Origin of the sequence: Candidatus Vagococcus giribetii (assembly GCF_017316185.1) — a bacterium.
GTDB lineage: Bacteria > Bacillota > Bacilli > Lactobacillales > Vagococcaceae > Vagococcus > Vagococcus giribetii.
The window spans coordinates 80,615-95,474 of sequence record NZ_JAFLVX010000020.1 but is presented as its reverse complement, the minus strand read 5'-3'; the positions used below and the strand labels follow the sequence as shown (position 1 = coordinate 95,474).

At 33.9% G+C, this 14,860-nt stretch carries 8 protein-coding genes and 1 riboswitch; of the genes, 7 read left to right on the top strand and 1 reads right to left on the bottom strand.

Features of this window, described 5'->3' with window-relative positions; genetic code table 11:
* Positions 1 to 188 precede the first annotated feature (188 nt).
* Positions 189 to 3,320, top strand: a complete 3,132-nt coding sequence (locus DOK76_RS08590; RefSeq protein ID WP_206966812.1) for a type I restriction endonuclease subunit R — start codon at positions 189 to 191, stop codon at positions 3,318 to 3,320.
* 114 nt (positions 3,321 to 3,434) lie between these two features.
* Here the strand turns inward: DOK76_RS08590 and DOK76_RS08585 are convergent, their stop codons facing one another.
* Entirely contained in the window at positions 3,435 to 5,084 is a 1,650-nt protein-coding gene (locus tag DOK76_RS08585) for a phosphoenolpyruvate carboxykinase (ATP) (RefSeq protein ID WP_206966810.1), read from the bottom strand.
* A gap of 516 nt (positions 5,085 to 5,600) precedes the next feature.
* Here DOK76_RS08585 and DOK76_RS08580 point away from each other — a divergent pair.
* The 6 genes from DOK76_RS08580 (at position 5,601) to DOK76_RS08555 (ending at position 14,800) form a co-directional block, all read left to right on the top strand.
* Positions 5,601 to 5,957 (top strand): YrvL family regulatory protein, encoded by a 357-nt coding sequence (locus tag DOK76_RS08580; RefSeq protein ID WP_206966808.1) that lies wholly within the window; start codon positions 5,601 to 5,603, stop codon positions 5,955 to 5,957.
* Between the two features lie 526 nt (positions 5,958 to 6,483).
* On the top strand, positions 6,484 to 7,611 hold the full coding sequence (mnmA, locus tag DOK76_RS08575) for a tRNA 2-thiouridine(34) synthase MnmA (protein WP_206966807.1): 1,128 nt from the start codon (positions 6,484 to 6,486) through the stop codon (positions 7,609 to 7,611).
* A gap of 63 nt (positions 7,612 to 7,674) precedes the next feature.
* Positions 7,675 to 7,843, top strand: a riboswitch (M-box (ykoK) riboswitch).
* 360 nt (positions 7,844 to 8,203) lie between these two features.
* A complete protein-coding gene (gene mgtA, locus DOK76_RS08570; protein WP_206966805.1) occupies positions 8,204 to 10,846 on the top strand; it encodes a magnesium-translocating P-type ATPase in 2,643 nt (880 codons plus the stop codon).
* Between the two features lie 111 nt (positions 10,847 to 10,957).
* A complete protein-coding gene (locus tag DOK76_RS08565; RefSeq protein ID WP_206966802.1) occupies positions 10,958 to 11,317 on the top strand; it encodes a DUF1033 family protein in 360 nt (119 codons plus the stop codon).
* Entirely contained in the window at positions 11,265 to 13,340 is a 2,076-nt protein-coding gene (locus DOK76_RS08560) for a DNA topoisomerase 3 (protein WP_206966801.1), read from the top strand. The genes DOK76_RS08565 and DOK76_RS08560 overlap by 53 nt, the downstream gene beginning before the upstream one ends.
* 77 nt (positions 13,341 to 13,417) lie before the next feature.
* Positions 13,418 to 14,800, top strand: coding sequence for an aldehyde dehydrogenase family protein (locus DOK76_RS08555; RefSeq protein ID WP_370590121.1), 1,383 nt, complete (start codon positions 13,418 to 13,420; stop codon positions 14,798 to 14,800).
* The last annotated feature ends 60 nt before the right edge of the window (positions 14,801 to 14,860 follow it).

Sequence of the window (14,860 nt, the reverse complement as noted above, 5' to 3'; positions counted from 1 at the left end):
CCAACTTACGCTGTTCCCAATAAACCATAAGTATCAGTTACCGAGTTCTAACCACCCTTTTTTCCCCATTTCTTAAATCTTTTTACAAGCTTTTCATTTGTTTTCAAAATAGAATGTTATAATAAAATCACATGTTTTACTTATAATAGTAAATAGACAGAAATAATCGATAAAAGGTGGTTGGTGAGGTGGAGTTTGGATTAGATGAGTTGGAAGTTGAGAAAAGACTGATTCATGTTTTAGGAGAAGGGCATAATCAGTGGTCATTTAGACCTGATTTGAAATCAGAGGAAGATTTATGGAAGAACCTTCGTCAAAAAATTAGCCAAAATAATGTAGCTGAATTAAATGATGTTCCCCTGACTGATTTTGAATTTGAAAAAATTAAAGTGGCTCTACTAAGTCGCACTAGAACACCTTTTTCTGCTGCTAAGTGGTTAAAAGGAGAAAACGGAATTGCTAGAGTAACCATTGATAGGGATAACGATTTAGGTCAAATTTCTTTAGAGATGTTTACAAGAGACTATACAGGCGGTTTTTCTAGTTATGAAGTAGTGCATCAAATTGCTACGACTCAAAGTGGCATTAAGAGTCGTTTTGATGTGACCTTATTAATTAATGGCTTACCAATTGTTCAGATTGAACTGAAAAAAGTAAGTGCTAAAGATGGTGTGTTTCAAGCCTTTAATCAGATTAAAAAATATGCTGAAGAAGGAATGTTTCGTAATAATATTTTCTCTACGTTACAGTTATTCGTGATATCCAATGAGAAGACAACTCGTTATTTTGCTAATGCTTTACCAGCTAAATTACATAAAAAGTTTCTTTTCAGTTGGCGAACAAAAGATAATAAAAAAGTAGATGATATTTATGAATTTTCAAAGCAAATGCTAAATATACCAGATGCTCACCGCTTGATTGCCGATTACACAATTGTTAGTGAAGAGCAAGATAATCAAGTTTTAATGGTGCTACATCCTTATCAAATTCATGCCATTGAGTCTTTATATACATCAGCTATGAAGCATCAATCAGGCTATGTTTGGCATGCTACAGGTAGCGGGAAGACCTTAACAAGTTTTGTCTCCACTAAGCTATTAGCTAGAAAATCAGGAATCGATCGAACGATTATGCTGATTGATAGAAAAGATTTGGATAGTCAAACAACAGGTGAATTTACAAAATTTGCCTCAGAGTATAATACGGGGATTTCTTCAGGAGATGGGAAAAGTAATAGCTTGATTATTGGTACAGACTCATCAAGAGAATTGAGTAAAGCGTTACTCTCAGATACCAACAGTAATACAGTGATTATTACCACGAGACAAAAATTAGATTCAGCTATTCGTTATGCAGAAAAAATCGAAGCTGAAAAGGGAACTAAACGTTTTGAAAAACTAAAAGGTCAGCACATTGTTTTTGTAGTAGATGAGTGTCACCGTGCAGTCAGCTCAGAAGGTATGGAAGGAATAAAAGATTATTTTCCTAATTCTACTTGGTTTGGTTTTACAGGAACTCCTATTTTTGAAGAAAACAAAAAACAAGCAAAAGGTTTACTAGCTAGAACTACTGATGATCAGTATGGGCCATGTTTACACACCTACACGATAAAAAATGCTTTAGAAGATGAAGCTGTTTTAGGCTTTCAAGTGGAGCATCGAGATACGATTGGTGATGATAGCTTAGAGGGAGCAGTTTTCAAGCAATTAAAAAAACAAAATTCTTCGAAAGATGAAGATGAAATAAATAAAAAAATTACGCAGATGTCTCAAGTAGAAAAAGAAAGCTATTTAAATGCTAGAGCTTACGAAAATAAGGAACACATCACAGAAGTTATCAAGATGATTTTTAAACCAAATGATGCTTATAATAAATTTGAATTCAAAAATGGTTTACCGCAAAAATCAGCGATACTGACAACTAATTCGATTGCCATGGCTAAACAGTATTACAAGTTAATTAAAGAGATGACAAGTGAAGCGAACTGGCTTGAAAAAATTTATGGTAAAAACTATCTCAGAATAGGTCGCACTATGTCTGACCCTGATTTCCCGCGTATTGCAATCACCTATTCGATGCAAGAAAACGAAGAGAACTCAAGTCTTGGCAATGAGGAAATGAAACAAATCATTCAAGACTTTAATGATTATTATGGGACCTCTTGGGAATTAAATGATATTGAGCGCTATAATGGGGACATTAATAATCGTTTGGCCCGTAAAAAAGGTGAGTTCAAAAAATTTGGTGAACACATTGATTTAGTGATTGTTGTGGATCGTTTGTTAACAGGATTTGATGCACCCACTGTTCAAACGTTATACGTGGACAGAACCATGAGTTATGCCAATTTAATTCAAGCATTCTCAAGAACGAATCGAACGTATCCAGATAAATCTAAAGGATTAATTATGACGTTTAGGTACCCAGCTATTATGGAAAAAAATGTCAAAGAAGCAACATTATTATATTCTCATAAAAAGGAAAGTAATAATCTAATTTATCCAAGCTATGAAGAATCGAGACAGAAATTTTTTGATACATATGACACCTTTCAAGAGTTATTAGTCCAATATCCTGAAGGTGTAGATGAGCATGATAAGGTTGAGGAGAGAGTGGAGTACGTTAAATCATATCAAGCCTTAAGTAATGCTTTTGGCGCTCTTGTGACGTATGATGAATACAATGATGAGTTAGAACAAGCAACTCCAGGTGGCTATTATGATGTGAATCTTGTTAAAGAAGAACAGGCAAGATATGAAACGGTGAAGGGCTCTTTAAAAGGTTTGGAGCCAGGTCCAGATTTTGATTTTTCAGACTTAGAATTTTTTAGTAATAATAGTACAAAACTCTATGACATTGATTCAGCTTACATTAACCAACTATTAGGTAATTACTCAGCGAATAATCAGGATACTCGAGAAGAAATTGAACAAGCTTTAAATAAAATGAATAAAGAAGAATCAGTCAAAGAAGTCTATCGATTAATTTTAAACAGTATCGATGAAGAAATTATTGATTCAGACGAAGACATTTTTGTGGTGAAACGAGCATTTTTTACAAATGAGAAAAATCGAGCAGTTGAACAGTTTGCAACTGAATGGTGCTTATCTGAAGAAGAATTACATACGTCAGCTATGCAATATGAAATCGGAATGACATCAATCCCCAATATTAGTAAAGTTGCTAAAAGTCGACGTATGAAAGAGTATCAAGTCAGTCATCCTGACGTAAAGCCATTAAAGTATAACTCTTTAATGACTAAAAAATGGACGAGCGAATTAGATAAGGTAATAGTGCCATTGATGGATGAGTTAAAGTGATTGTTGAAAATTAATAAATTGTTTATTTTGCTGCTATTTCTTAAGAGATAGCAGTTTTTTTAATAAAAAAGATGTGAACAAAAAATAGTCCACATCAAAAGGATAAAACCATATTTACTTAAGCTCGTTAATAAGACTTTGAATGGTATCAACTGTTTCTTGTGGTAATGAGTTATAGCCATCCATTAGAAAATCCATTTCTTTTAAAAAGAGTAGACGATTTTCAAAACTGTTTCTTAATAACTCAAGATAAGCTGGGTTAGAGAAGTCAGGTGAAAATCCTTCAATGGGTAAAAAGGAAATATCTTCAAATGTACCAAAAGGTTCAAATTGAGATGTCTCATTTACAATGTCTTCTATTGAATTTAGTGTTATCTCAGGGGTTACTTTCTGCCCATTAAAATAGCCAGTATTTAACAGGTAGCAAGCCATATTTTCTTTATTAAAAAGCGTTTTGAAATCTTCATAATCCTCACTAAGAGGAAAACATCTAAAAGGATTGGCAAAAGGTTCGATAACAAGTGCATCTTTATCAATTCCTGAGACAATATTTTCAGCACTCGTCCGTTTTGTAGCTAATGTTAATCCAAAAACGGTCGCTAAAATAGGGTCCTTTATTTTGAGGATAGGCGGCAAGCTTTCATCTTTCATAATCCAACAAATACTATCAATTGCTTGATTAAATTGATTTAAACGATTTGGTACTGTGAAATGGGATTTGATTGCTCGTCCATTATTATTTCGTATATCTTCTGTGAGTAATACTTTTTCATTGTTATTATTCAATGTAACGCCGACGTTTTGGCAGGTTAAAAAATATTTAATACTGTCATCTTTCATAGGATAATCTTGTGTTTTGTCAAAATAACTAGGCTCAAGGGCAATTGAGGAACCATCTGTTTTGCTAATGATAAAAGCATCATCATGTAGAATTTTGGTTTCTTGCTGGTTATGATGGTTGGAAAGGGTAATGGTTGATTTACCTGAGCCGGAAAGTCCAAAAACAGCCATAGTATGTTGGGATTGAGGTAAGATATATTGCTTCATACCACCATGACAGGCGACAAAACCATTTCGATGTGCTACTGCCCATGCTAACGTTAGTGTGGCTTTTTTTAGTTCACCAAAATAGCGTAGACCTAAAACAGCTGCGACATTATGTTCTGGATCAAAAAGAGTTAAACCATAAGGGAAATCTGGATGCGACCATTCAGGATCTGAATAGATAAATAAATCACCCTCGTCATAAGCTTGAGACTGTTGATAGATGTCACTTTGAAGGGCATCCATTAGTTGAAAATTGAGTAAATAGGAATACAAATTGTTTTCAAAACCAGCTGGAATTAAGAGATGTACAGCAATCATGAAGTCACTAGCTAGACCAACAACTACATTTCCTTGATAAAAGGATTGATTTCGACTATTAAAGATAGCTTCACGTAAAATGCCGCTGTAGTAAGTAGGGTCTACATTTGGTTGACCAATTATTTTTCGAGCTGCAGCAGTTCGACCAACAATTTGACCATCATTAAAAACTAATACTTTTGATTCAGGAGGTAAATGAAGCTCTGCTGCTTGAAGGATTGGAATGTCAGTTACAATGGTGCCAGGAGACTGGTAAGCTAATTCATATGCCTCTGAAATAGTTGAAACAGGAGTTACATTATTTCCATAAAAGGCTGTTTCTATAATTGATCGGAAATTTGAAAAAATTGGGTTATCACTTATTAAGTCATCAACTGAAAAATGCTGAATACTAGACATATCTCTCACTCCTTTTTAATGTTATATGTTCATTTTATCACAATTAGTAGATGAAAATAAGCAAAAGACCAGTTGTTTTTATCATTATCAGCAACTATATCGTGTTTACTTATGGCTTTTGTGACGTATAAGTACCCATGAAACTATCTATTATTAGTGGCATTTATAGTGTACGCATATGGGTATTTCAACCTTTGGACCTTTATCTGCATTAATCACTTTCTTATTCCAAAGTTTTGGAGGCGAATTTGTACTAATTGTTTTTGCATTACTTTATTTTTTAGGAAGTGTGCTATCTATAAAGCTAAAAGTACCTCAAGAAAGTACTTAAAGATGATACAAAAAGCGTTAATGGCTATCAAACTATTAACGCCTTTTTGTGTTAGTTAAGGTAATTCTGCCATTGATGGATGAGTTGAAAATAGAAATAATTTAGTGATCTGGTCTTTTTTCTAGGTCATTTTTTATTGGACTGATATAATAAGTTATTGAAAAATTATGGGAGATTTTTGTTAAATGAAAACACAACTCGCAGTTATACTATTTACCATCGTTCCTCTAGGAGGAATTATTTTAGCGACATTAGGGTTATTTAAATTAGTAGGTGTGGAATACAAGAATAATTTGTCTTTATTCCTATTTTTACTAGTTTACTTATTTATCGAATTTATTATGGATAACCTATTAGAAGTATTAGTCAGTAAGTGGAATAACACTTATTGGATGAACTTTTTGAGAGTCTTACTAGCAATGTTTGTCACCGATCAATTATTTGATTCAATCTTAATCAGTCCAGTTGCTTTATTATTGATTGCAATTGTGTTTACGATTGTTGAATATATTCTTGATCAATTAGATGATGATGAAGATTAAAAGAGTAGAAAGTGACATACGACAAATTTTTAAATTTGCGCCATATTTGGCATGAAATCACTTTGTTCAAAGCAGTTCAAATATAAGAAATCTAGTATTCGCAAGAGCTGAACGTCTGTTATTATAAAAAAATGATTGATTTAAATCTGAATTGGTTGCTATTTTTAACGAAATAGCAACTCTTTTTGTTTATTAAAGTGATTTGGCGCCAAATGAAATGTTTATTTTTAGTTATTATAAGTACAATCATAGCTCCATATGTTCAGGATGTTGATTCTATAATATCTGAACGAATTATGTGATGGCGCAAATTTAAAAATTTGTCGTATGTCCAAAGTGGTAATCAAGTAATATTAAGTTTTTTATTCTCCCAAATGTTATTCTAAGTTCAGATTTTTTATAAGAAATTTTTTTTAGTATTAAAAGCGTGATTTTCTAAGGAAAAATGTTTATAATAGAGGCACTGAAAAATTACGACCTTCAAATCGTATTAGATTTCAGAATCTAAAGAAATGATGGTGATTGAATGAACGATAACAGTAAGATTCGTGTTGTTGTTGGAATGAGTGGCGGAGTGGATTCTTCTGTAACGGCACTTTTATTAAAAGAGCAAGGATATGACGTAGTCGGTGTTTTTATGAAAAACTGGGACGATACAGATGACAATGGTGTCTGTACAGCCACAGAAGACTACAAGGATGTTGCCAAAGTAGCAAACCAAATAGGTGTCCCTTATTACTCTGTCAATTTTGAAAAAGAGTACTGGGACCGTGTGTTTGAATACTTTTTAGCTGAATACCGTTTAGGTAGAACGCCTAATCCTGATGTCATGTGTAACAAAGAAATTAAATTTAAAGCCTTTTTAGACTATGCTATGGACTTAGGAGCTGATTTTGTGGCTACTGGTCATTACGCACAAGTTAAGCGTGATGAAGATGGTACGGTACATATGCTAAGAGGTGTTGATAACAATAAAGATCAAACTTACTTTTTAAGCCAATTATCTCAAGAGCAATTAGCAAAAACGATGTTTCCATTAGGACATATGGAGAAATCCGAAGTTCGTGCCATTGCTGAAAGAGCTAATTTAGCAACAGCTAAGAAAAAAGATTCTACAGGTGTATGCTTTATTGGTGAGAAAAACTTCAAAGAATTCTTAGGTAAATATTTACCTGCTCAACCGGGGAAAATGGTGACTCTTGATGGTCAAGTTAAGGGTGATCACGCTGGACTAATGTACTATACCATTGGTCAAAGACAAGGATTAGGTATTGGCGGTGGACAAGGTGAGGCAAGTGAGCCTTGGTTTGTAGTCGGAAAAGAACTTGAAACGAATACATTACTTGTAGGTCAAGGTTTCCACCATGAGCATTTATATGCTACTAGTTTAGAAGCAAGTGAGATTCATTTTACAAGTAATACACCTATGCCAAAAGAATTTAAATGTACAGCTAAATTCCGTTATCGTCAACAAGATACAGGGGTTACTGTTATTTTAAATGACGATCAAAAAACAGGTACAGTTATTTTTGATGAACCAGTTCGTGCCATTACACCAGGACAAGCTGTTGTTTTTTATAATGGTGAAGAGTGTTTAGGTGGCGGCTTGATTGACAGTGCTTTTAACGAAAATAAAATTAGACAATACGTATAGTTTTTGAAATTTGTGGTTGACAGTTATTTAAAAATGATTTATAGTACGTTTGTATTAATAATTAAATAGATTTGTTAGGTGAGGCTCCTATACAAACACAGGCTGCTGCCCAAAAATGTCGAGAGACGCCAATGGGTATAACAGGAATTACCGATCTAAGGTTCTTCTTAACGTAGCTAAAGCAATTGCTTTTACGTTGTATAGTGCTAAAACTCAACGATGGGATCTTATACATATGAATGTCTTATTTAGTGATGACTTCAAAACCTCTCGTCGAGTTTTTTGCGAGAGGTTTTTTGATGTTTAAATCTATTTAAATAACAAAAGGGAAAAAGGAGATGGAAACAAATGGACGACAGTAGTCAGGGTCGAAGTCGACAGGGTTTATGTGAAGAAACCTATGAAATAAAGAAAATCTATTATTGTTTATTTGTTTCTAAACAGTGATGTAGTGCTTCTTTAGCTCAACTTTCTTCCGTGAACCCACTAGAATAGGAGGAAACAAACATGTCAGAATTAACAATTTTTTTATTGTTTCTAGGTGTTGGATGTTTTCTATGGGGAATATTTTATGGGAAGAAGGTAAAGAAAAATGACAGAAAAAAATAAATTCAATTACGAAACAATGTCACAAATGCCAATCGAAAGTGTTTTTGGTAAGTACGATAGCTCAAAAAGTGGTGTCTCTAATCAACAAGCAAGTGATTTAAGAGAAGAATATGGAGAAAATGTGATTTCTCATACGAAAAAAACACCATTGATTGTTCAAATTTTAAAAGCTTATTTTACGCCATTTACAATTGTCTTAATTATTTTAGCTATTATTTCATTCATGACAGATTATGTCTTAGTTTCTCCAGCAGAAAGAGATTTAACTGGTGTGATTATTATTGTGGTGATGGTAACTTTAAGTGGAACGATGACATTGATTCAATCAGTAAAATCAAACAACGCAGCAGAGAAGTTAGGTAACTTAGTTAAAGTAACGGCGACTGTTGTTCGAAAAGGCAAGGAAGATGAACTGCCAATTGAAGAATTAGTTTGTGGTGATGTGATTAAGCTATCAGCAGGAGACATGATTCCAGCAGATATTCGTTTATTCCAAACAAAAGACTTATTTGTCTCACAAGCAGCTATGACAGGTGAAAGTTATCCTGTTGAAAAGAAAGCTCATTTTGAAGTTGTTGAGCATAGTAGTGAAACAGATTTAGAAAATATTGCTTACATGGGAAGCAATGTAGTTAGTGGTAGTGCTTTAGGAATCGTTATTGCAGTTGGTAATAAAACACTATTTGGGCAAATCGCTAAAGATGTTTCTGGTACAAAAAAATTAACAAGTTTTGATATTGGTATTAATAAAACATCTTGGTTATTAATTCGTTTCATGTTAGTAATGGCTCCAACCGTTTTCCTAATTAATGGGTTAACTAAGGGAGATTGGTTAGAAGCATTTATGTTTGGTTTATCAGTAGCAGTTGGTTTAACACCTGAAATGTTACCAATGATTGTAACAACTAACTTAGTTAAAGGTGCTTCAAGTATGGCTAAGAAAGGGACTATCATTAAAAATTTAAACTCTATTCAAAATTTTGGTGCCATTGATATTTTATGTACAGATAAAACAGGGACTTTGACTCAAGATAAAATTATTTTAGAGTATCACATGGATGTTGACGGTAATGAAGATGCACGTGTATTACGTCATGCGTTCTTTAACAGCTACTACCAAACAGGATTAAAAAACTTAATGGATAAAGCGATTATTGAATCAGCAGAAGAAGAGCTTGATATCAATGTGTCAAACTACAATAAAGTTGATGAAATTCCTTTTGATTTCCAACGCCGTCGTATGAGTGTGGTTATTGAAGACGTTAATGGTAAGACACAAATGATTACTAAAGGCGCTGTTGAGGAAATGCTTGAAATCTCAAATTATGTAGATTATCAAGGTAAAGTGATTCCTTTAACAGAAGAATTAAGCCAAACAATTTTAAAAACAGTAGATGATTTAAATGAAGATGGACTACGTGTTATTGCTGTGGCTCAAAAAACAAATCCAAGTGTTGTAGGCGAATTTTCAATTAAAGATGAAAGTGACATGGTATTGATTGGTTACTTGGCTTTCTTAGACCCACCAAAAGAAACAACAAAAGATGCTCTAAAAGCATTAAAAGACCACGGTGTTGGAGTGAAAGTACTAACAGGAGACAATGCTCTTGTAACTAAATCTGTTTGTAAACAAGTTGGTTTAGCAGAAGAAGAGTTAATTACTGGTAGTGAAATTGCTAAAATGACCGATGAAGAATTAACGATTGTGGCAGAAGAATTCAATATTTTTGTTAAACTATCTCCAGCTCAAAAAACACGTTTAGTGAAAGTTTTACGTGAAGCAGGTCATACAGTTGGTTTCATGGGAGATGGTATCAACGATGCGCCAGCAATGAAAGAAGCAGATGTTGGTATTTCAGTAGATACAGCAGTAGATATTGCAAAAGAATCTGCAGATGTTATTTTACTTGAAAAAGATTTAATGATTTTAGAACGTGGTATTTTATCTGGTCGTACTATTTTTGGTAACATCATGAAATATGTGAAAATGACTGCCAGCTCAAACTTTGGTAACATGTTCTCAGTAGTTGTGGCAAGTATCTTCTTACCATTCTTACCAATGCTACCATTACAATTACTATTCCTGAACTTGATTTATGACATTTCATGTATGTCAATTCCATGGGATAATATGGATAAAGAGTATTTAGAAGAGCCTAAGAAATGGGATTCTTCAAGTATTGGTTCATTTATGAGATGGTTAGGACCAACAAGTTCTATCTTTGATATTACAACTTATGCCTTAATGTACTTTGTTATTTGTCCTGCTGTTGCAGGTGGTTCTTATCATTCATTAAATGTAGAACAACAAGCTCTATTTGTAGCTGTATTCCATGCTGGTTGGTTCGTTGAGTCTCTATGGTCTCAAACCTTAGTAATCCATACATTAAGAACACCAAAATTACCATTCTTACAAAGTAACGCTTCATTTATTTTAACTACGATTACAAGTATTGGTATTGCAGTAGGTTCAATTTTACCATTCACTGCTTTTGGCGAAAACTTAGGATTAGCACCGTTACCAAGTAACTATTGGGGATTCTTAGCAGTAACAATTGTGGCATACTTAGTTCTAGTAATGTTTGTTAAGAAAATTTACGTTAATCGTTTTGGAGAATTACTATAAGAGTCAAATGAGAGAAGCGCTATGCTTCTCTTTTTTTGTTTGGAATGCCTTATTTAGAAGATCATTGGGTAATGTGTTATAATATGAGGACAAAAAGGGAGGCTTCTATTTATGTATCAAGTCATTACAATGTATGGTGAAAATGAACCTTGGTGGTTTTTTGAGGATTGGCAAGAAGATATAATAGAAGAAAAAGAATATCAAGATTTTAATGAAGCGATGTCTTACTTCCATCAAATCGCCAAACAATTACACAAAGAATATGAAGAATTAAGAGAAAAAGATCCTTGGATGGTTGCTTTTTGGAATGAAGGGGAGCTTATCTATTGTGAGGACTGTGACGAAGAGTTACAGGCATATAAAGGCTTAATGATCCTTAAAAATCATGAAAAATTAGATATTGGAGAATGTGGAGAAGATGAAACAGCTAATAATTGCAGAAAAGCCAAGTGTTGCCCGCGACATCGCTAGTGTTCTTGGTGCGACTCAAAAAAGTAAGAATTATATAGAAGGAAAAAATGTGATTGTGACTTGGGCATTAGGTCATTTACTGGGCTTAAAAATGCCAGAAGATTACAATAAAGATTGGACAACTTGGGAAATGAATACATTACCAATGATTCCTAAAAAAACAGGCATTAAACCATTACCCAAAACAAGACCTCAACTAAAAGCGATTAGTCAATTGGCAAATCGAGCAGATGTGTCAGAAGCTGTTATTGCAACTGATGCTGGACGTGAGGGTGAATTAGTAGCTAGATGGATTTTACAATATGTGAAATTTAAAAAACCAGTAAAACGTTTATGGATTTCTTCTCAAACAGATAAAGCCATTAAAGATGGTTTCAAAAATCTAAAACCAAGTAAAATGTATGACGATTTGTATTATTCAGCTATTGCTAGAGCAGAGTCAGACTGGTTAGTTGGATTAAATGTGACCCGTGCCTTAACAGTTAAATACAAAGATAGTCTATCAGCTGGACGTGTTCAAACACCAACGCTTGCTATGGTCAGACGTCAAGAAGAAAAACAAGAAACCTTTAAACCAGAAAATTATTTTACGCTAGATTTAACGTATCAAGGTTTGTCAGGGAAGTTACAACTTAAGAATCCAAGACAGTACAAAGAACGTCAAGAATTAGAGAAGTTGATTAAACAAGTTGAAGGAACACCAATTAAAGTAGTTGATATCAATGAGAAGACAAAAAAAGAAGGAGCGCCACTTCCTTATGATTTAACAGAGATGCAACGAGAGGCAAATGCTCGCTACCAGTATTCTGCTAAAAAAACATTGTCAATTATTCAACGTCTTTATGAAACACACAAAATTGTGACGTATCCTCGAACAGACTCAAAATACTTAACAACTGACTTAAAACAAACCATGAAAGACCGACTACAAGCAGTAACAGTTATGGATAGTGACCGTGTGAAAGGGATTATTCGAAATGGAGGAACAGTTTTACAAAAAAGTGTCTTCCAAGATAAGAAAGTAACAGACCATCATGGGTTAATCCCAACTGAGCAAGCACCTAGATTAGAAAAACTAGATAATGAAGAATTAAAAATTTATCGCTTAATTGTTGAGCGTTTCTTAGGGTTGTTTGAAGAGCCATTTGTTTCAACTAACCAAACAATTAAAGCAGAAGTGAAAGGTTATATTTTCTTATTTAGACAATCTAAAGTTGAGACATATGGTTGGAAACAAGAAAAAGAAACAACTCAAAAACGTGTGGATTTCAAAATAGGACAAGTCATCCCTGCTAATTTTGTGATTAATAAAGAATTAACCACACCGCCAGCCTCATTAAATGAAGGTACTTTGCTTGGTCAAATGGAAAAACATAACCTTGGAACGCCAGCTACACGAGCAGAAATTATTGAAAAATTAATCAGCTCAGAGCTAATGGAGCGTTCTAATAGTAAATTATCGGTAACACCAAAAGGAAAACAACTATTAACTTTAGTGAACCCTTCTCTAGTGACACCAGAGTTAACTCAGAAATGGGAAATTTCCCTTGAAAAAATAGCACAAGGACAATTAAATTATCAAGCCTTTATTAAAGAGATTGAACAAGAAACAACAGCTCTTGTTAAAGAAATCAAAATGAGTGAAGATAACTATGTGGATCATTCTTTAACAACAAAGGTGTGTCCTGATTGTGGTGAAAAACTAAGAGAGAAAAACACACGAGATGGTAAAATTTACGTGTGTAGTAGTGAGGGTTGCTCATATCGACGTCGAAAAGACCCGAAACTGTCTAATCGTCGTTGCTCTCAATGTAAGAAAAAAATGGAAATTTTAGAGAATAAAAACGGTGCTTACTTTAAATGTAAGAACTGTAATATTACGGAAAAATTAGATCCTAAAGGTAAAAAGAATAAAAAAATGACTAAACATGAAACCAATCGTTTGATGAAAAAAGTCAATCAAGAAGAAGAACAAGAAAGCCCATTAGCATTAGCTTTAAAAGCTGCCATGGAAAAGAAATAAAGATGAAAGGGACTAGGTTTTTGGCTTAGTCTTTTTCTGCGGAGTCATGCTATAATGTACCAATAGGAGGTTGTTTTGTGGAAGAGATAATGGAAGTAATAGAAAAACAACGTCAGTTTTATGCAACTGGAAAAACAAAGTCCTTAGCTTTTCGCGTGGACCAACTAAAAAAATTAAAACATCAAGTTAGACGTTACGAAGAAGAACTGATTGATGCCTTACAAAAAGACTTAGGAAAGCATCGAACTGAAAGTTTTATGACTGAAATTGGTCTAGTCTATCGTCACTTAGATGAAATGATAAAAAAATTACCAAAATGGGGAAAAAAACAACGTGTCTCAACCCCTTTATTTTTGATGCCTGCAAAAAGTTACACGATTCAAGTACCTTATGGCAATACGTTGATTCTTGCACCATTCAACTACCCAGTCTTACTAACTCTGGATCCTTTGATTGGTGCTATTGCTGGAGGAAACACAGCGATTGTGGGGATTTCAGAGCATACAGAGCATACTAATCATGTACTTCAAGTGCTTATTGGTGAAGCATTTATGTCCGAGTATATTTATTTGGTGACAAGTAGTAAAGAAGTCAATACAGAATTGTTGACTCATCCTTTTGATAAAATATTTTTCACTGGAAGTACGAGAGTGGGCAAAATTGTCTTACAAAAAGCCGCTGAGCATTTAACACCTGTGACACTTGAATTGGGTGGAAAAAGCCCAGTTATTGTAACCAAATATGCTGACTTAGAAGTAGCTGTTGAGCGAATTATTTGGGGAAAATTTGTAAACGCAGGTCAAACGTGTGTGGCACCAGATTATTGTTTAGTGGACATAAGCATTAGAGATGAGTTTATGAAGTTATTGAGAAATCAATTAACTAAATTTTACGGTGTGTATCCTGAAGATAGTGTGGATTATGGTCGTTTAATCAATGACCGCAGTTTGACTCGTTTATTGAATCAATTAGATTACGATAAGTTGTTTGTTTATCAAGGTGGTAGTTATAACTATGATGACAACTATTTAGAACCAACACTGCTTTCTGCTTCTTTGTCAGATGATTTAAGAACCATGGAAGAAGAGATTTTTGGACCAATTTTACCCGTCCTAGCTTATGAAGAGTTAGAAGAAGCGGTCTCGTATGTGAAACAAAAAGGTAAACCATTAGCCTTTTATCCGTTCTCAAATAATAAAGAAGAAATCGAGTATTTACTTGAAACAGTTGATTTTGGTGGAGCGACAGTGAATGATACGTTGTTGCATCTATCTAACGAAAACTTGCCGTTTGGTGGAGTGGGTGAGTCTGGTATGGGACATTATCACGGACGTAAAAGCCTTGAGACATTTACTCATACTAAATCAGTTTTGAAGCGATCAACTATTTTTAGATTGCCGATTATGTTTCCTCCTTTTACTAAGGAAAAAGATAATACCATCCGTTCATTTTTTAACTAATCTCACAAAAAAATGGCATTTAGGGTATAATAATGGGTGAGAAAAGTAAGGAGTATGTGT

Excerpts from the sequence above, each read along its gene's own strand:
- DOK76_RS08560 (WP_206966801.1), top strand. The coding sequence starts at position 11,265 with ATGAAACAGCTAATAATTGCAGAAAAGCCAAGTGTTGCCCGCGACATC.
- DOK76_RS08585 (WP_206966810.1), bottom strand. The coding sequence starts at position 5,084 with ATGTCTAGTATTCAGCATTTTTCAGTTGATGACTTAATAAGTGATAAC.
- DOK76_RS08580 (WP_206966808.1), top strand. The coding sequence starts at position 5,601 with ATGAAAACACAACTCGCAGTTATACTATTTACCATCGTTCCTCTAGGA.
- DOK76_RS08565 (WP_206966802.1), top strand. The coding sequence starts at position 10,958 with ATGTATCAAGTCATTACAATGTATGGTGAAAATGAACCTTGGTGGTTT.
- mgtA (WP_206966805.1), top strand. The coding sequence starts at position 8,204 with ATGACAGAAAAAAATAAATTCAATTACGAAACAATGTCACAAATGCCA.
- mnmA (WP_206966807.1), top strand. The coding sequence starts at position 6,484 with ATGAACGATAACAGTAAGATTCGTGTTGTTGTTGGAATGAGTGGCGGA.